The organism is Burkholderia sp. YHN3-13, from assembly GCF_055810675.1.
In genome coordinates, this window is record NZ_JBVVNQ010000011.1 from 1 (window position 1) to 17,482 (window position 17,482).

Genomic DNA, 17,482 nt, shown 5'->3' on the forward strand with positions numbered 1-17,482 from the left:
GGTCGGACGACGGGCGGCGGTCGCCGAAGCTGCGCTTTGCACCTTCGCCGGCAGCCTTGTCGCGATAGGACGGACGTTTGTCGTTGTCGCCACCCGCGCGGCGCGGGCGCGCATCGTCATCGCGGCGCGGCGGACGATCGGACGACGTGCGGCGGTCGCCGAAGCTGCGTTTTGCACCTTCGCCGGCAGCCTTGTCGCGATAGGACGGGCGTTTATCGTCGTCGCCACCCGCGCGGCGCGGGCGGGCATCGTCGTCACGACGCGGCGGACGATCGGACGACGGGCGGCGGTCGCCGAAGCTGCGCTTCGCACCTTCGCCGGCGGCGTTGTCGCGATAAGGCGCGCGCGTGCCGCGTTCGGCACCGCCGTCACGCGGCGCACGCTTGGCCGGTGCGCGATCCGTGCCCGGGCGCTCGGCGCCGGCGGCACCGCGCGGCTTGAACGAGCGTTCGCCAGCGGCGGCCGGGGCGGCCTTCTTCGGACGGGCCGGCTTGTCCCCCGCGGGCGGCGCGGCGGGACGCACCGCCTTGCGGGCGACGAGGCTGCCGGAGCGGACAGGGGCGCGGGTCGGCGACGCCGGCTTCGGATTCTTGACGGTTAGTTTGGTGCGCATAAACGCTGGAATTCATTCAGACTGCGATCGCACGCAGCAATTCGGTTTCGAGCTGGATCTGCAGGCGGTTGTCGGACAGGCCGGCGCCCGCGAGCAGGAAGATGTCTTCGACGCGCTCGCCGAGCGTATTGATCCGCGCCGCATGGACGCCGACCCGATGCTCGGCGAGTACGCGCGCGATCGAATAGAGAAGGCCCGGCCGGTCGTTGGCCGACACGGACAGGATGTAGTACTGGCCGCGCTCGTCGGCCCGCAGGTCGACGCGCGGCGTGATCGGAAACGTCCGCGACAGCCTCGACAGGCGGCCCTTGGACGGCTCCGGCAGCGGGGCGGTTTCGGCAAGCCGCGTCGCGAGCTGCTGCTCGACGAGATTCGCGATGTCGCGGTAACGCACGTCGCGTTCGGTCTGCGTGACGATGAAGTTGTCGAGCGCATAACCGTGCCGCGTCGTGCTGACGCGTGCATCGAGCACCGACAGCCCGTTGCGGTCGAAATACGCGCAGATGCCCGCGAACAGGTCGGGGCGATCCTTCACGTAAACGAGCACCTGCAGCGCGTCGCCGATCGGCGACGGCCGCGCGCGGACGATCGCGGTTTCGGCGTTCACGTGCCGGTACAGCACGCGCGTCTGCCACGCGATGTCGGCCGCATCGTGACGCAGGAAGAAGCCGACGTCGAGCTGATCCCACAGCGCGCGATGCGCGTCGTCGGGCACGGTCTCGAGGCGCAGCAGCGCGAGCGCCTGTTCCTGCCGCGACTTCAGCTCCGAGTGCGCGTCGGGGTTCGCGCCGCCGAGCACCGCGAGCGTGATGCGGTACAGGTCCTCGAGCAGCTTGCCCTTCCACGTGTTCCACACCTTCGGGCTCGTGCCGCGGATATCGGCGACGGTCAGCAGGTACAGCGCGGTGAGGTAGCGTTCGTTGCCGACGACTTCGGCAAAGCGCTTGATGACCTCGGGGTCGCTCGTGTCCTGTTTCTGCGCGACCTGGCTCATCGTCAGGTGATGCTGGACGAGCCACACGATCAACGACGCGTCGTCGCCGGCGATGCCGTGCTCGCGGCAGAAGCGCCGCGCATCGGCCATCCCGAGCGTCGAATGGTCGCCGCCGCGGCCCTTCGCGATGTCGTGGAACAGCGCCGCGACATACAGCACCCACGGGCGCTCGAAGTTGCCGATCAGCTGGCTGCAGAACGGATATTCGTGCGCATGCTCGGCCACCGCGAAGCGGCGGATGTTGCGCAACACCATCAGGATGTGCTGGTCGACCGTGTACACGTGGTACAGGTCGTGCTGCATCTGGCCGACGATGCGGCGGAAGTTCAGCAGATAGCGGCCGAGCACGCTCGTCTGGTTCATCAGCCGGAACGCGTGCGTGATGCCCTCGGGCTGCTGCAGGATCCGCATGAACGTGTCGCGGTTCTGCGGATCGCGGCGCCACGCGTTGTTCATGATTTCGCGCGAGTTGTACAGCGCGCGCAGCGTGCGGGCGGAGAAGCCCTTCACGCCGCGGGTCGTCTCGTACAGCAGGAACGCTTCGAGGATCGCGTCGGGATGACGCTCGAACACGCCGTCGTCGACGATCTCGAGCATCCCCTGCTTCTCGACGAAGCGATCGGGCGACAGCACGCGCGTGATGCCGCTCGTCGCGGGGAAGAGCTGCGCCTCGATGTTCTGGATCAGGATCGTCGCGAGCTGCGTGACGGCCTTCGCGGCCCAGTAGTAGCGGCGCATCAGCTGCTCGCTCGCTCGCTTGGTCTGCGTCGGCTGGTAGCCGAAGCTCTCGGCGGCCTGCGTCTGAAGGTCGAACACGAGCATGTCCTGGCGGCGGCCGGCGATCACGTGCAGCCGCGCGCGCAGCGTCTTCAGGAAGCCCTCGTTGCGGCGCAGCTCGCGTGCTTCGCGATCGGTGATGAGGCCGCGCGTGTCGAGTTCGCGCCAACTGCTGCCGAAGCCCGCCGCGCGCGCGATCCACAGGATCGTCTGCAGGTCGCGCAGCCCGCCGGGGCTTTCCTTCACGTTCGGCTCGAGACTGTACGGCGTGTCCTGGAACTTCGCGTGGCGCTGGCGCATCTCGAGCACCTTCGCGGTGAAGAACGCGCGGGCGTCGAGCGCCTCGTGGTAGCGCACCGTGAAGCGCTCGAACAGCGCGGTGCTGCCGACGATGCGGCGAGCCTCCAGCAGCGAGGTCTGCACCGTGACGTCCTGCGACGCCTCCTCGATGCACTGCGCGACCGTGCGCACGCTGCTGCCGATCTCGAGGCCGAGATCCCACGCCATCCCGATGAAGCGCTCGATGCGCGCGTCGAGCGCCGGGTCGTGCGCATCGGGCAGCAGCACGAGGATATCGACGTCGGAATAGGGCGCGAGCTCGCCGCGCCCGTAGCCGCCGACGGCGACGAGCGCGAGCGTCGCGGGCAGCCCGCAGTCGTCCCACACGCGCTTGAGCGCATCGTCGGTGAGTTTCGACAGCGCGTGCATCAGCGATGCCACGGTCGTTGCGTGGCGAAAACGCTCGAGCAACTCCGTCTTGGCGGCCTTGAATTCGGCGCGCCGCGACAGCGCGTCGGGCGAGGGGGCGGCGTGAGCGCTCATGGGCAGCCGTTCAGGTGCGGGCGGGGCGGGCGGGCGCGACGGCGCTCAGACCGCGGCAGCCGGTTGCGCGAACACGGGGCGCGCCGGCGTGCCGGCCGACACGGTCAGCACCTCGTAGCCGGTTTCGGTGACGAGCACCGTGTGCTCCCACTGCGCCGACAGGCTGCGGTCGCGCGTCTTGACCGTCCACTGGTCGGGCATCGTGCGGATGTCGCGCTTGCCGGCGTTGATCATCGGCTCGATCGTGAAGATCATCCCGGCCTTCAGCTCGATGCCGGTGCCCGGGCGGCCGTAATGGACGACCTGCGGATCCTCGTGGAACACCGTGCCGATGCCGTGGCCGCAGTATTCGCGCACGACGCTGTAGCCCTGCGCTTCCGCGTGCTTCTGGATCGCGTAGCCGATGTCGCCGAGGTGCGCGCCGGGCTTGACCTGGTCGATGCCGAGCCACATGCACTCGTAGGTGGTCTGCACGAGGCGCTTCGCGAGGATCGAACCTTCGCCGACGATGAACATCCGGCTGGTGTCGCCGAAGTAGCCGTTCTTGATCACGGTGATGTCGATGTTCAGCGCATCGCCGTTCTTGATCACCTTCTCGCCGGGAATGCCGTGACAGATCACGTCGTTGACCGAAATGCAGGTGGCCTTCGGGTACGGCGGATAGCCGGGCGGCTGGTAGTTCAGCGGCGCGGGGATCGTGCCCTGTTCGTTGAGCATGAACTCGTGGCAGAGACGGTCGAGTTCGGCGGTCGTGATGCCCGCGACGACGTGCGGCGTGATGAAATCGAGCACTTCGCTCGCGAGACGGCAGGCGACGCGCATCTCCGCGATATCGTGTTCGTTTTTGAGCGTAATAGCCATCGAGGTATGCCTGGAATGCGGTGAATTGACGGATTATCGCACCTTATGGCTGCCCTCGCAGCCCCTGCCGGCCGCGCGGATGCGGGTTTTCGCGGATTGTCCGGCCGGCTGGCGCGCGGCAGCGAAAGTGTCGGGCGACTTGAGGGCGGACAACTCGGCGTGCTATACTCTTTGGCTAAGTCGATGTCCAAATGCCGAACTTGCCTCATTTTGGGGCGGCATGGCGATGAAAGGCTTGCGGCGCGGGCGTTTTGCACGTGCCGAATCGCAAGCCGGCGCAACCAGGGTGCCGGCCGCGCGGAATTCGCGCCCTTCGGGGCGGGTTCGCGCGGCGGTACGGCGGCCGGCTTAAGACCCAACCCTCGTGGAGAATTTACATGGCAGTTACGATGCGCCAAATGCTGGAAGCGGGTGTCCACTTCGGTCACCAGACGCGCTTCTGGAACCCGAAGATGGCTCCGTTCATTTTCGGTCACCGCAACAAGATTCACATCATCAACCTCGAAAAGACGCTGCCGATGTTCACGGACGCACAGAAGTACGTGCGCCAGCTGGCAGCGAACCGCGGCACGATCCTGTTCGTCGGCACGAAGCGTCAATCGCGTGACACGATCGCCCAGGAAGCGCAGCGCGCAGGCATGCCGTACGTCAACGCACGCTGGCTCGGCGGCATGATGACCAACTTCAAGACGCTGAAGGTATCGATCAAGCGCCTGAAGGACATGGAAGCGGCAGTCGAGGCGGGCGAGCTCGAGAAGATGAGCAAGAAGGAAGCGCTGCTGTTCGAACGCGAAATCGCCAAGCTGCAGAAGTCGATCGGCGGCGTGAAGGACATGGGCGGCATTCCGGACGCCATCTTCGTCGTCGACGTCGGCTACCACAAGATTGCCGTCACGGAAGCGAACAAGCTGGGCGTGCCGGTCATCGCCGTGGTCGATACGAACCACTCGCCGGAAGGTGTGGACTACGTGATCCCGGGTAACGACGACTCGAGCAAGGCAGTCGCGCTGTACGCCGAAGGCGTGGCCGACGCGATCCTCGAAGGCCGTGCGAACGCGGTCAACGAAGTGGTCCAGGCCGCACGCGGCGACGACGAGTACGTCGAGGAAAACGCGTAACTGGCCCCGAGCCGGCGCAAAAAGGGGGCTCTCAACAGGCCCCCTTTTTTTAAGCTTGTGCGCCGGACCTGATCGCGCCGAATCGGCGCGGGTCCGGAAACGAATCTCGGCCGTTCGCGTCCAAGCGGGCGGCGTTGTGAATACAGACTCAAGGAGCGAATGATGGCGGCAATTACCGCAAGCATGGTGGCAGAACTGCGCGCGAAGACCGACGCACCGATGATGGAGTGCAAGAAGGCGCTGACGGAAGCCGACGGCGACCTGGCCAAGGCTGAAGAGCTGCTGCGCGTCAAGCTCGGCAACAAGGCGAGCAAGGCGGCATCGCGCGTGACGGCCGAAGGCGTCGTCGCATCGTTCGTCGGCGGCAACGCAGGCGCGCTGGTCGAACTGAACTGCGAAACCGACTTCGTCGCGAAGAACGACGACTTCCTCGCATTCTCGAAGACGGTGGCGGAGCTCGTCGCGACGCAAAACCCGGCCGACGTGGCTGCGCTGTCGGCGCTGCCGCTCGACGGTTCGACGGTCGACGCGGTGCGTCTGGCACTGATCGGCAAGATCGGCGAGAACGTGTCGATCCGCCGTTTCGTCCGTTTCGAAACCGCGAACAAGATCGCCACCTACCTGCACGGCGCGCGGATCGGCGTGATCGTCGAGTACACGGGCGCGGAAGAGCAGGTCGGCAAGGACGTCGCGATGCACATCGCGGCCATGAAGCCGGTCGCGCTGTCGTCGGCCGACGTGCCGGCGGAACTGATCGAAACGGAACGCCGCGTGGCCGAGCAGAAGGCTGCCGAATCGGGCAAGCCGGCCGAAATCGTCGCGAAGATGGTCGACGGTAGCGTCCAGAAGTACCTGAAGGAAGTGTCGCTGCTGAACCAGACGTTCGTGAAGAACGACAAGCAGACGATCGAGCAGATGCTGAAGGCAGCCAATGCCGCCGTGCAGAAGTTCGCGCTGTTCGTCGTCGGCGAGGGCATCGAGAAGCGCCAGGACGACTTCGCCGCCGAAGTGGCCGCGCAAGTCGCAGCAGCAAAGCAGCAGTAAGCAGTCAGGCAGTATCCGCGGCGGGCGTCCGCTCCGCCGCGGCCGGCGCCGCCGCCGGCCGGCCGGGAACCCCGGTCCGGTCGGCGGCGCTTGCCCGAATCAGTATTTCGCCCCTACAGTTCGTGGTTGTCATCCTCTCGTCGCTCGGAAGCCCCTATGTCCAATGCCTATAAACGCGTCCTCCTCAAACTCTCCGGCGAAGCGCTGATGGGCGACGATGCCTTCGGCATCAATCGCGCGACGATCGAACGGATGGTGGCCGATATCGCCGAAGTCGTGCGTCTCGGTACGCAGCTCGCGGTCGTGATCGGTGGCGGTAATATTTTCCGCGGTGTCGCGGGCGGCGCGGCCGGCATGGACCGCGCGACGGCCGACTACATGGGGATGCTCGCGACGATGATGAACGCGCTGGCGCTGCAGGACGCGATGCGCCACGCCGGCATCGAGGCGCGCGTGCAGTCCGCGCTGCGCATGGACCAGGTCGTCGAGCCGTACATCCGGCCCCGCGCGATCCGCCAGCTCGAGGAAGGCCGCGTCGTGATCTTCGCGGCCGGTACCGGCAACCCGTTCTTCACGACGGATACCGCCGCCGCGCTGCGCGGGTCGGAAGTGGGTGCCGAGGTCGTGCTGAAGGCAACCAAGGTCGATGGCGTATATTCTGCCGATCCGAAGAAGGATCCGTCGGCTACGCGCTACACGACGATCACTTTCGACGAGGCGATCAGCCGCAACCTGCAGGTGATGGACGCGACGGCCTTTGCGCTGTGCCGCGACCAGAAGCTGCCGATTCGCGTGTTTTCGATCAACAAGCCGGGCGCGCTCAAGCGCATCGTGCTGGGCGAGGACGAAGGTACGCTCGTCCACGTGTAAACTCCCGCGGATGCGGGTCATCGGCCGCGGCGTATCTCCTGCGCCGGGCGGGGCCCGCGTTCTTTGAAGGTTTGAAGGTTCGGAGGTTGAAATGAGTGTCGCTGATACCAAGAAGGGCGTCGAGCAAAAGATGCAGCGCTCGATCGAAGCGTTCAAGAACGATCTGGCCAAGATCCGTACGGGCCGTGCACACACCGGTCTGCTCGATCACGTGCAGGTCGACTACTACGGCTCGATGGTGCCGATCTCGCAGGTCGCGAACCTGACGCTCGTCGACGCGCGCACGATCGGCGTGCAGCCGTGGGAAAAGAACATGGTCGCGAAGGTCGAGAAGGCCATCCGCGAAGCCGACCTGGGCCTGAACCCGGCAACGGCCGGCGACCTGATCCGCGTGCCGATGCCCGCGCTGACGGAAGAGCGCCGCCGCGAGCTGACCAAGGTCGTGAAGGGCGAAGGCGAGACGGCCAAGGTCGCGATCCGCAACCTGCGCCGCGACGCGAACGAAGCGCTCAAGAAGCTCGTGAAGGACAAGGAAATCTCGGAAGACGACGAGCGCCGTGCGAGCGACGACGTGCAGAAGCTGACCGACAAGCACGTCGCCGAAATCGACAAGCTCGTGCAGACCAAGGAAGCCGAGATCATGACGGTCTGACGACCGTCCTCGCGCGCCGCCTTCCTCCCGCATTACTGTCTCAACGGCCATGACCTATACCAGCTCTACCGTTCGCGTGCCTGACGTCGGCGTCGTGCCGCGTCACATCGCGATCATCATGGACGGCAATGGCCGTTGGGCGACCGAACGCCGCTTGCCGCGCGTCGCGGGGCACACCCGCGGCGTCGATGCCGTACGGGCAGTGGTCGAAGGTTGCGCGCGCGCCGGTGTCGAATACCTGACGCTGTTCGCGTTCAGTTCCGAAAACTGGCGCCGGCCGAACGACGAAGTGTCGTTCCTGATGCGGCTGTTCATCACCGCGCTCGAGCGCGAGGTCGGCAAGCTGCATGCAAACGGGATCCGCCTGCGTGTCGTCGGCGATCTCGACCGTTTCGAGCCGCGCATCCGCGAGCTGATCCGCCGCGCCGAAACCAAGACGGCGCGCAATACGCGCCTGACGCTCACCATCGCGGCCAACTACGGCGGCCGGTGGGACATCCTGCAGGCGACGAAGAAGCTCGTCGAGCAGGCCGTGCGCGAGGGGCGCGAGGTCGAGGTGACCGAGGACGCATTCGCGCCGCACCTGGCGATGGCCTATGCGCCGGAGCCCGACCTCTTCATCCGTACGGGCGGCGAGCAGCGCGTCAGCAACTTCCTGCTGTGGCAGCTCGCGTACGCCGAGTTCTATTTCACCGACAAATACTGGCCGGATTTCGACGGCGCGGCCCTGGCCGACGCGTTGGCGTCGTATACCGAGCGCGAGCGCCGTTTCGGGCGCACGAGTGCGCAGCTCGAACCGCAATCGCAGAACGCCGACTCCCTTTCATGCTGAAAACCCGTGTGATCACGGCGATCGTGATGCTGGCAGTGCTGCTGCCGGTGACGCTGTTCGCGCCGCTCACGGCGTTCGGCGCGCTGATCGGCGCCGTGCTCGTGTTCGCCGCGTGGGAGTGGGCGCGCCTGCTGAAACTCGGCGGCGCCGGCTCCGTCGTCTATGCAGTCGTCGCGGCGCTTGCGCTGGCGGCCACCACGCCGCTCGGCATCGACGCGGCCGGATCCCGTCCCCTTTTCATGGCAGCCGGCGTGTTCTGGCTGCTGGTCGGCCCGTTCGCGCTGCGGCGCAAGCCCGAACTCGCGGGCGGCGTCTGGCGGCCGTTCCTGCTCGCCGCCGGCCTGATCGTGTTCGCGGCCTGCTGGCATGCGCTTGTCGCGGCACGCGCGCAAGGCGTGCCGTTCGTGCTGTCGCTGCTGCTGGTCGTCTGGCTGGCCGATATCGGCGCATACTTCGCGGGCAAGGCCTTCGGAAAGCGTAAACTGGCCGTGACGATCAGCCCCGGCAAGAGCTGGGAAGGCGCGATCGGCGGCTGGCTGGCCGTGATGATCGTCGCCGGTGTCGCGATGGCCGCGCATGCGTTCGAGCCGACCCTGTTTTCCGCATTTGCCGCCCGCTACGGGATGCCCGGCGCGTGGGCCGCGCTGACGCTACTGGTCGTGTACAGCGTGATCGGCGACCTGTTCGAGTCACTGTTGAAGCGGCAGGCGGGCGTGAAGGATTCGAGCGGACTGCTGCCGGGCCATGGCGGCGTGCTCGACCGGGTCGACGCGCTGCTGCCGGTGCTGCCGCTCGCGATGCTGCTGCTTGGTTAAACCATTCATTCTTTTATGCAAAAACGTCTGACATTGCTCGGTTCCACGGGCTCGATCGGAGACAGCACGCTCGACGTGGTCGCGCGCCATCCCGAACGCTTCTCGGTCTACGCGCTGACCGCGCACCGCAACGGCGACAAGCTCGTCGAGCAGTGTCTGCGCTTCGCGCCCGAAGTGGCGGTGGTCGGCGATGCCGCGACGGCCGCGCACGTCGAGGCGAAGCTGCGCGCGGCGGGCAGCAAGACGACCGTGCTGTACGGCCCGCAGGCGCTCGTCGACGTGTCGAAGAGCGACGGCTGCGATACGGTGGTCGCGGCGATCGTCGGCGCGGCCGGCCTCGCGCCGAGCCTCGCGGCCGCGCGCGCCGGCAAGCGGATCCTGCTCGCGAACAAGGAATCGCTCGTGATGTCGGGCGCGATCTTCATGGACGCCGTACGCGATCATGGCGCGATCCTGCTGCCGGTCGACAGCGAACACAACGCGATCTTCCAGTGCATGCCGCGCGACGCGGCCGAGCACGGCGGGATCTCGAAGATCATCCTGACCGCGTCGGGCGGCCCGTTCCGCACGCGCGAACCGGCCACGCTCGCCGACGTGACGCCGGACGAGGCGTGCAAGCATCCGAACTGGGTGATGGGCCGCAAGATCTCGGTCGATTCGGCGACGATGATGAACAAGGGCCTCGAGGTGATCGAGGCGCACTGGATCTTCGGGTTGCCGGGCGATCGCATCGACGTGCTGATCCATCCGCAGAGCGTGATCCATTCGCTCGTGTCGTACCGTGACGGTTCGGTGCTCGCGCAGCTCGGCAACCCCGACATGCGCACGCCGATCGCGCACGCGCTCGCGTTCCCCGAGCGCGTCGACGCGGGCGTCGGCCCGCTCGACCTCGCGCAGATCGCGCAGCTGTCGTTCGAGAAGCCCGATTACGCGCGCTTCCCGTGCCTCGCGCTCGCGCTGAAGGCGCTCGAGGAAGGCGGCATCGCGAGCGCCGCATTGAACGCGGCGAACGAGGTTGCGGTCGAAGCATTTCTCGAGCGCCGGATCGGCTTCATGGCGATCGCGGCGACGGTCGACGCGGTGCTCAACGCGCTGCCGAACCGTGCGCCCGACGGGCTCGACGACGTCCTGGCGGCGGACGCCGAGGCACGCCGCCTCGCCGCCGAAATCATTGCAAAAGCGCCTGCGCCACGCGTGGAGCGTACCGTCTGAATGGAGTGCTCATGAACGTGCTGGTCGAACTGGTCGCGTTTGCGGTGGCGATCGGGGTACTGGTCGTCGTGCATGAGTACGGGCACTATCGTGTCGCGCGCTGGTGCGGCGTGAAGGTCCTGCGATTCTCCATCGGCTTCGGCCAGCCCCTCGCACGCTGGGTCAGCCGCCGCACGGGCACCGAGTGGACGCTGTCCGCGCTGCCGCTTGGCGGCTACGTGAAGATGCTCGACGAGCGCGATCCGGGCCCCGGCATCCGGCCCGACGAACTCGGGCAGGCGTTCAACCGGCAGTCCGTCTACAAGCGGATCGCGATCGTCGCGGCCGGCCCGATTGCGAACTTCCTGTTGGCAATCGCGCTGTTCTCGATCGTGTTTGCCACCGGCGTGACCGAGCCGGCCGCGGTCGTCGCGCCGCCGGCCGCCGGAACGGTGGCGGCCCGTGCGGGCTTCGACGGCGGCGAGACGGTCGTGTCGATCCGCGACGCGCGCACCGGCGACGCGCAGGGCGGCGAGTCCGAGCCGGTGCGGTCGTGGTCGGACCTGCGCTGGAAGCTGCTGTCGGCCGCGTTCGATCACCGCGAGATCGTGCTCGGCGCACGCGACGGCAACACGACGTTCGATTTCCGCGTCGACCTCCGGCAGGTTCCCGACAGTCAGCTCGACGACGATTTCATGGCCCATCTGGGCTTCGAGACCGGCGGCGGCACGCTGTCGGTCGCGTCCGTGCAGCCGGGCAGCGCGGCGGAGCAGGCGGGCCTGAAGGCCGGCGACACGCTGGTGGCGCTCGACGGCAAGCCGATCGGCGGCGCGACGCGTTTCATCGATTCGGTGAAGCACCATGCGGGGCAGGCGCTCGACCTGCGGATCGAGCGCAACGGCGCCGCGCAGACGGTGTCGATCGTGCCGCAGATGCAGCGCGACGACGAATCGGGGCAGCAGGTCGGCCGGATCGGCGCGGCGCTGTCGATGCACGCGCCGTCCGTCGACGTGCGCTACGGGCCGATCGAGAGCCTGCGGCTCGGCGCGCACCGCACGTGGGACATCTCCGTGTATTCGCTGAAGATGTTCGGGCGCATGATCACGGGCAACGCGTCGCTGAAGAACCTGTCCGGCCCGGTGACGATCGCCGACTACGCGGGCAAGAGCGCGCGGCTCGGACCGTCGGCGTTCCTGTCGTTCCTCGCCCTTGTCAGCATTAGCCTTGGCGTCCTGAACTTGTTGCCGATTCCCGTTTTGGACGGGGGGCATCTGTTATATTATGCGGTTGAAGCCGCGACCGGGAAAGCCGTCTCGGAGCGCTGGCAGCTGATTCTGCAAAGAGCCGGGTTGATCTGCATCGTCGCATTGTCGGCGATCGCGCTGTTCAACGATCTGGCTCGGTTAATCCATTTCTGAAGCGTCAGGCGGCCGCCGCTCGGCAGTCGCCCGATTTGATGCAGCTAAATATTGGGGATGCATGTTGTTCAAACCTCATCGCTTTGTACCTAAGACAGTTGCAGCGGCCGCGCTCGCCGCTCACGGCCTCGCGGCGCATGCAGCGGCACCGTTCGTGGTGCAAGACATCAAGATCGAGGGGCTGCAGCGCGTCGAAGCGGGTTCGGTGTTCGCCTATCTGCCGATCAAGCAGGGCGATACCTTCACGGACGACAAGGCATCCGAAGCAATCCGCGCGTTGTACGCGACGGGCTTTTTCAACGACGTGCGCATCGCCACGCAAGGCAACGTCGTCATCGTGCAGGTGCAGGAGCGTCCGGCCATCGCGTCGATCGACTTCACCGGCACGAAGGAATTCGACAAGGACAACCTGACGAAGGCGCTGCGCGCGGTCGGTCTCGCCGACGGCCGCTACTACGACAAGGCGCTCGTCGACAAGGCCGAGCAGGAGCTCAAGCGCCAGTACCTGACGCGCGGCTTCTATGCGGCCGAAGTCAAGACGACGATCACGCCGGTCGACGCGAACCGCGTGTCGATCCTGTTCGCGGTGGCCGAAGGCCCGAGCGCGAAGATCCGCCAGATCAACTTCATCGGCAACAAGGCGTTCAGCACCAGCACGCTGCGCGACGAGATGCAGCTGTCGACGCCGAACTGGTTCTCCTGGTACACGAAGAACGACCTGTACTCGAAGGAAAAGCTCACGGGCGACCTCGAGGCCGTACGCTCGTACTACCTGAACCGCGGCTACCTCGAGTTCAACATCGAGTCGACCCAGGTGTCGATCTCGCCCGACAAGAAGGACATGTACCTGACGGTCACGCTGCACGAAGGCGAGCCGTATACGGTGTCGGGCATCAAGCTGTCGGGCAACCTGCTCGATCGCGAAGCCGAACTCAACAAGCTGATCAAGATCAAGCCGGGCGATCGCTTCTCGGCCGAAAAGCTGCAGCAGACCACCAAGTCGATCGTCGACAAGCTCGGTGAATACGGTTACGCATTCGCGACCGTCAACGCGCAGCCGGACATCGACCAGGCGAACCACAAGGTGAACCTGAACCTCGTCGTCGATCCGAGCCGCCGCGTGTACGTGCGCCGCATCAACGTGGTCGGCAACACGCGCACGCGCGACGAAGTGGTGCGTCGCGAAATGCGCCAGCTCGAAAGCTCGTGGTTCGATTCGAACCGCCTCGCGCTGTCGAAGGACCGCGTGAACCGTCTCGGCTACTTCACCAACGTCGACGTGACGACGGTGCCGGTCGAAGGCACGAACGACCAGGTCGACGTGAACGTGAAGGTCGACGAAAAGCCGACCGGCGCGATCACGCTGGGCGCCGGCTTCTCGTCGACGGACAAGGTCGTGCTGTCGGCCGGCGTGTCGCAGGACAACGTGTTCGGTTCGGGTACCAGCCTGTCGGTGAACGTCAACACCGCGAAGAGCTACCGGACGCTGACCGTCACGCAGGTCGACCCGTACTTCACGGTCGACGGCATCAAGCGGATCACGGACGTCTACTACCGCACGTACCAGCCGCTCTACTATTCGACCAGCTCGAGCTTCCGGATCATCAGCGCGGGCGGCAACCTGAAGTTCGGCATCCCGTTCTCGGAAGTCGACACCGTCTACTTCGGCGCGGGCTTCGAGCAGAACCGCCTCGACGTCGATTCGAACACGCCGCAGAGCTACCAGGATTACGTGAACCAGTTCGGCCGCGTGTCGAACACGGTGCCGCTGACGGTGGCATGGTCGCGCGACGCGCGCGACAGCGCGCTGATTCCGAGCCGCGGCTACTTCACGCAGGCGAACATGGAGTACGGCGTGCCGGTCGGCAAGATCCAGTACTACAAGGCCGACCTGCAGGCGCAGTACTACTATTCGTTCTCGCGCGGCTTCATCCTGGGCCTGAACCTGCAAGGCGGCTACGGTAACGGTATCGGCAACCCGTACCCGATCTTCAAGAACTACTACGCGGGCGGTATCGGCTCCGTGCGTGGCTACGAGCCGAGCTCGCTGGGCCCGCGCGACACGAAGACGAACGACCCGATCGGCGGTTCGAAGATGGTCGTCGGCAACATCGAACTGACGTTCCCGCTGCCGGGCACGGGCTACGACCGCACGCTGCGCGTGTTCACGTTCCTCGACGGCGGTAACGTGTGGGGCAACGCGCCGGGCGGCACGAGTACGGGCGCGAACGGCCTGCGCTACGGCTACGGTGTGGGTCTCGCGTGGATCTCGCCGATCGGCCCGCTGAAGCTGAGCCTCGGCTTCCCGCTGCAGAAGCACGAAGGCGACCAGTACCAGAAATTCCAGTTCCAGATCGGGACGGCGTTCTGACCGAACGCATGACAACAGCAACGAGAGGGTAATTTTGCTAACCGGTAAGTTTTCGAAACGAGTGATGTGCGCGCTGACCGTTGCGCTGGCCCTGGGCGCGGCAACGGTGCACGCACAGGACGTCGCCCGCATCGCGGCGGTCAATTCGGATCGGATCCTGCGCGAGTCGGCGCCCGCGAAGGCGGCGCAGACGAAGCTCGAAGCCGAGTTCGCGAAGCGCGACAAGGATCTGCAGGACCTGGCCGCACGCCTGAAGTCGATGTCCGACTCGCTGGACAAGAACGGCACGTCGCTGTCGGCGGCCGACCGCGCGCAGAAGCAGCGCGACCTCGCCCAGCTCGATACCGACTTCCAGCGCAAGCAGCGCGAGTTCCGCGAGGACCTGAACCAGCGTCGCAACGAGGAGCTGGCGGCCGTGCTGGAGCGGGCGAACAAGGTCATCAAGCAGATCGCCGAGCAGCAGAATTACGACCTGATCGTGCAGGAAGCCGTGTACGTCAGCCCGCGCATCGACATCACCGACAAGGTGCTCAAGGCGCTCGCGTCCGGCTCGGCGAACTGAACGGAGCAGACGACGAATGGCATTGACGCTTGAGGAACTCGTAAAGCGGTTCGGCGGCGAGATCGCCGGCGACGCACAGTGCAAGGTGGGCGGGCTCGCGCCGCTCGACCAGGCCGGCCCGCAGCAGCTCGCGTTCCTCGCGAACCCGAAGTACCTGTCGCAGGTCGAGTCGACCCGCGCGGGCGCGGTGCTGATCGCACCGAAGGATCTCGAAAAGCTGGGCGCGGCGGCCGGCGGCCGCAACTTCATCGTGACGCCCAATCCGTACGCGTACTTCGCGCGCGTCGCGCAGATGTTCATCGACCTGGCCACGCCGCAGCGCGCCGCCGGCGTGCATCCGAGCGCGACGATCGATCCGGCCGCGAAGGTCGCCGCGAGCGCGGTGATCGGCCCGCACGTGACGGTCGAGGCCGGTGCGGTGATCGAGGACGGCGTGCAACTCGACGCGAACGTCTTCGTCGGCCGCGGCACGACGATCGGCGCCGGCTCGCACTTCTATCCGAACGCATCGGTGTACCACGGCTGCAAGATCGGCCCGCGCGCGATCGTCCATGCGGGCGCCGTGATCGGCTCCGACGGTTTCGGCTTCGCGCCGGATTTCGTCGGCGACGGCGATGCGCGCACCGGCAGCTGGGTCAAGATCCCGCAGGTCGGCGGCGTGACGATCGGCCCGGACGTCGAAATCGGCGCGAACACGACGATCGACCGCGGTGCGATGGCGGATACCGTCATCGACGAATGCGTGAAGATCGACAACCAGGTGCAGATCGCCCACAACTGCCGGATCGGCGCGTACACGGTGATCGCCGGCAAGGCGGGCATCGCGGGCAGCACGACGATCGGCCGCCACTGCATGATCGGCGGCGCGGCCGGGATCGCCGGCCACGTGACGCTCGGCGACTATGTCATCATCACCGCGAACTCGGGCGTATCGAAGTCGCTGCCGAAGGCCGGCATCTATACCAGCGCGTTCCCGGCCGTCGATCACGGCGAATGGAACAAGAGCGCCGCACTCGTGCGCAACCTCGACAAGCTGCGCGAGCGCATCAAGGCGCTCGAAGCCGCGCTCGCCGCCCAGGGCGGCACGGGCGCCTGAGCGCATCATGCGAGACCACCAACCGGGCACGGCCAGCGCAACCGGCCCGGTTTGCCAGACTGGGCCGCGCGGCGGCCCGCTTCAGCCTTTGCATCACCACCGCGCAGCCTCTGCGTGAGACGAACCATCATGAGCACTGAAAAAATCAATCTCGACATCCACAAGATCCTCACGCTGCTGCCGCATCGCTACCCGATTCTGCTCGTCGACCGCGTGCTCGAACTCGAACCGCACAAAGGGATCAAAGCGCTGAAGAACGTGTCGATCAACGAGCCGTTTTTCCAGGGGCATTTCCCGAAGCGGCCGGTGATGCCGGGCGTGCTGATCCTCGAGGCGCTCGCGCAGGCGGCTGCGTTGCTGACCTTCGCGGAAGAGCAGCCGAAGGATCCGGAGAACACGCTGTACTACTTCGTCGGCATCGACGGCGCGCGGTTCAAGCGCGTGGTCGAGCCGGGCGATCAACTGATTCTGAACGTGACGTTCGAACGCTACATCCGCGGCATCTGGAAGTTCAAGGCGGTGGCGGAAGTGGACGGCAAGGTGGCGGCGGAAGCCGAACTGATGTGCACGGTCAAGACGGCCGACGCGGCGCCCTGAGCGACGCGGCACGCATGGGCAACGCAACGCGACACATCACATCGAGAGGCAACGGCGCATGACCAGGATTCATCCCACCGCGATCGTCGAGCCGGGCGCGCAGATCGACGAATCGGTCGAGATCGGCCCGTACGCGATCGTCGGTCCGCACGTCACGATCGGCGCGCGCACGACGATCGGCTCGCACAGCGTGATCGAAGGCCATACGACGCTCGGCGAAGACAACCGCATCGGCCATTACGCGTCGGTCGGCGGCCGTCCGCAGGACATGAAGTACAAGGACGAGCCCACGAAGCTCGTGATCGGCAACCGCAACACGATCCGCGAGTTCACGACGATCCACACGGGTACCGTGCAGGACCTCGGCGTGACGACGCTCGGCGACGACAACTGGATCATGGCCTACGTGCACATCGGCCATGACTGCCGCGTCGGCAACCACGTGATCCTGTCGAGCAACGCGCAGATGGCCGGCCACGTCGAGATCGGCGACTGGGCGATCGTCGGCGGCATGTCGGGCGTCCACCAGTTCGTGCGCATCGGCGCGCACTCGATGCTGGGCGGCGCATCGGCGCTCGTGCAGGACATCCCGCCGTTCGTGATCGCGGCCGGCAACAAGGCCGAACCGCACGGGATCAACGTCGAGGGGCTGCGCCGGCGCGGCTTCTCGCCCGATGCGATCTCGGCGCTGCGCAGCGCGTACCGCGTGCTCTACAAGAGCGGCCTGTCGTTCGAGGAAGCGAAGGTGCAGTTGCGCGAGCTGGCGGAGGCGGGCGGCGACGGCGACGTGCCGGTGAAGGCGTTCGTCGATTTCATCGACGCGTCGCAACGCGGCATCATCCGCTAAGC

The 17,482-nt window shown here is 66.4% G+C and carries 15 protein-coding genes and 1 pseudogene; 13 read left to right on the top strand and 3 right to left on the bottom strand.

What is annotated here, in order from left to right; all coding sequences use genetic code 11:
• The 3 genes and pseudogenes from AC0KUR_RS23175 to map all read right to left on the bottom strand — a co-directional run.
• Positions 1-613 (bottom strand): annotated as a pseudogene (locus tag AC0KUR_RS23175) (pseudouridine synthase); the annotation flags it as partial.
• Positions 614-629: 16 nt separating this feature from the next.
• On the bottom strand, positions 630-3,206 hold the full coding sequence (locus AC0KUR_RS23180; RefSeq protein ID WP_034188850.1) for a [protein-PII] uridylyltransferase: 2,577 nt from the start codon (positions 3,204-3,206) through the stop codon (positions 630-632).
• Positions 3,207-3,251: 45 nt separating this feature from the next.
• The gene (gene map / locus AC0KUR_RS23185; protein ID WP_021159103.1) at positions 3,252-4,067 is read right to left on the bottom strand and encodes a type I methionyl aminopeptidase; all 816 of its coding nucleotides are present in this window, start codon (positions 4,065-4,067) and stop codon (positions 3,252-3,254) included.
• Between the two features lie 377 nt (positions 4,068-4,444).
• Between map and rpsB the strand changes: the two genes are divergently transcribed.
• The 13 genes from rpsB (at position 4,445) to lpxA (ending at position 17,480) form a co-directional block, all read left to right on the top strand.
• On the top strand, positions 4,445-5,185 hold the full coding sequence (gene rpsB / locus AC0KUR_RS23190; RefSeq protein ID WP_006483818.1) for a 30S ribosomal protein S2: 741 nt from the start codon (positions 4,445-4,447) through the stop codon (positions 5,183-5,185).
• 162 nt (positions 5,186-5,347) lie between these two features.
• Positions 5,348-6,229, top strand: a complete 882-nt coding sequence (gene tsf / locus AC0KUR_RS23195; protein ID WP_034188848.1) for a translation elongation factor Ts — start codon at positions 5,348-5,350, stop codon at positions 6,227-6,229.
• Between the two features lie 156 nt (positions 6,230-6,385).
• Positions 6,386-7,099, top strand: a complete 714-nt coding sequence (gene pyrH / locus AC0KUR_RS23200; protein WP_011352459.1) for a UMP kinase — start codon at positions 6,386-6,388, stop codon at positions 7,097-7,099.
• Positions 7,100-7,190: 91 nt separating this feature from the next.
• The gene (gene frr, locus AC0KUR_RS23205) at positions 7,191-7,751 is read left to right on the top strand and encodes a ribosome recycling factor (protein ID WP_027787089.1); all 561 of its coding nucleotides are present in this window, start codon (positions 7,191-7,193) and stop codon (positions 7,749-7,751) included.
• A gap of 49 nt (positions 7,752-7,800) precedes the next feature.
• Positions 7,801-8,583, top strand: coding sequence for a polyprenyl diphosphate synthase (gene uppS, locus AC0KUR_RS23210; RefSeq protein WP_034188847.1), 783 nt, complete (start codon positions 7,801-7,803; stop codon positions 8,581-8,583).
• Entirely contained in the window at positions 8,577-9,398 is an 822-nt protein-coding gene (locus tag AC0KUR_RS23215) for a phosphatidate cytidylyltransferase (protein WP_069706323.1), read from the top strand. Before uppS ends, AC0KUR_RS23215 begins: the two co-directional genes overlap by 7 nt.
• 15 nt (positions 9,399-9,413) lie before the next feature.
• Positions 9,414-10,610 (top strand): 1-deoxy-D-xylulose-5-phosphate reductoisomerase, encoded by a 1,197-nt coding sequence (locus tag AC0KUR_RS23220; RefSeq protein WP_049031464.1) that lies wholly within the window; start codon positions 9,414-9,416, stop codon positions 10,608-10,610.
• An 11-nt stretch (positions 10,611-10,621) separates the two neighbouring features.
• Positions 10,622-12,007 carry an RIP metalloprotease RseP gene (gene rseP, locus AC0KUR_RS23225; protein WP_473376466.1) on the top strand — a complete coding sequence of 462 codons (1,386 nt, stop codon included), beginning with the start codon at positions 10,622-10,624 and terminating at the stop codon, positions 12,005-12,007.
• A 61-nt stretch (positions 12,008-12,068) separates the two neighbouring features.
• Positions 12,069-14,378: an outer membrane protein assembly factor BamA gene (gene bamA, locus AC0KUR_RS23230; protein WP_034188843.1), complete on the top strand. Its 2,310-nt coding sequence runs from the start codon at positions 12,069-12,071 to the stop codon at positions 14,376-14,378.
• A 64-nt stretch (positions 14,379-14,442) separates the two neighbouring features.
• Positions 14,443-14,940 carry an OmpH/Skp family outer membrane protein gene (locus AC0KUR_RS23235; RefSeq protein WP_034188842.1) on the top strand — a complete coding sequence of 166 codons (498 nt, stop codon included), beginning with the start codon at positions 14,443-14,445 and terminating at the stop codon, positions 14,938-14,940.
• A gap of 16 nt (positions 14,941-14,956) precedes the next feature.
• A complete protein-coding gene (gene lpxD / locus AC0KUR_RS23240; protein WP_034188841.1) occupies positions 14,957-16,036 on the top strand; it encodes a UDP-3-O-(3-hydroxymyristoyl)glucosamine N-acyltransferase in 1,080 nt (359 codons plus the stop codon).
• A gap of 129 nt (positions 16,037-16,165) precedes the next feature.
• Positions 16,166-16,633 (top strand): 3-hydroxyacyl-ACP dehydratase FabZ, encoded by a 468-nt coding sequence (gene fabZ, locus AC0KUR_RS23245; RefSeq protein ID WP_006495559.1) that lies wholly within the window; start codon positions 16,166-16,168, stop codon positions 16,631-16,633.
• Between the two features lie 58 nt (positions 16,634-16,691).
• Positions 16,692-17,480 carry an acyl-ACP--UDP-N-acetylglucosamine O-acyltransferase gene (gene lpxA, locus AC0KUR_RS23250; protein WP_034188840.1) on the top strand — a complete coding sequence of 263 codons (789 nt, stop codon included), beginning with the start codon at positions 16,692-16,694 and terminating at the stop codon, positions 17,478-17,480.
• Positions 17,481-17,482 lie beyond the last annotated feature (2 nt).

Excerpts from the sequence above, each read along its gene's own strand:
- bamA (WP_034188843.1), top strand. The coding sequence starts at position 12,069 with ATGTTGTTCAAACCTCATCGCTTTGTACCTAAGACAGTTGCAGCGGCC.
- lpxD (WP_034188841.1), top strand. The coding sequence starts at position 14,957 with ATGGCATTGACGCTTGAGGAACTCGTAAAGCGGTTCGGCGGCGAGATC.
- fabZ (WP_006495559.1), top strand. The coding sequence starts at position 16,166 with ATGAGCACTGAAAAAATCAATCTCGACATCCACAAGATCCTCACGCTG.
- AC0KUR_RS23215 (WP_069706323.1), top strand. The coding sequence starts at position 8,577 with ATGCTGAAAACCCGTGTGATCACGGCGATCGTGATGCTGGCAGTGCTG.
- rseP (WP_473376466.1), top strand. The coding sequence starts at position 10,622 with ATGAACGTGCTGGTCGAACTGGTCGCGTTTGCGGTGGCGATCGGGGTA.
- lpxA (WP_034188840.1), top strand. The coding sequence starts at position 16,692 with ATGACCAGGATTCATCCCACCGCGATCGTCGAGCCGGGCGCGCAGATC.
- pyrH (WP_011352459.1), top strand. The coding sequence starts at position 6,386 with ATGTCCAATGCCTATAAACGCGTCCTCCTCAAACTCTCCGGCGAAGCG.
- frr (WP_027787089.1), top strand. The coding sequence starts at position 7,191 with ATGAGTGTCGCTGATACCAAGAAGGGCGTCGAGCAAAAGATGCAGCGC.
- uppS (WP_034188847.1), top strand. The coding sequence starts at position 7,801 with ATGACCTATACCAGCTCTACCGTTCGCGTGCCTGACGTCGGCGTCGTG.
- AC0KUR_RS23220 (WP_049031464.1), top strand. The coding sequence starts at position 9,414 with ATGCAAAAACGTCTGACATTGCTCGGTTCCACGGGCTCGATCGGAGAC.
- AC0KUR_RS23180 (WP_034188850.1), bottom strand. The coding sequence starts at position 3,206 with ATGAGCGCTCACGCCGCCCCCTCGCCCGACGCGCTGTCGCGGCGCGCC.
- rpsB (WP_006483818.1), top strand. The coding sequence starts at position 4,445 with ATGGCAGTTACGATGCGCCAAATGCTGGAAGCGGGTGTCCACTTCGGT.
- tsf (WP_034188848.1), top strand. The coding sequence starts at position 5,348 with ATGGCGGCAATTACCGCAAGCATGGTGGCAGAACTGCGCGCGAAGACC.
- map (WP_021159103.1), bottom strand. The coding sequence starts at position 4,067 with ATGGCTATTACGCTCAAAAACGAACACGATATCGCGGAGATGCGCGTC.
- AC0KUR_RS23235 (WP_034188842.1), top strand. The coding sequence starts at position 14,443 with ATGTGCGCGCTGACCGTTGCGCTGGCCCTGGGCGCGGCAACGGTGCAC.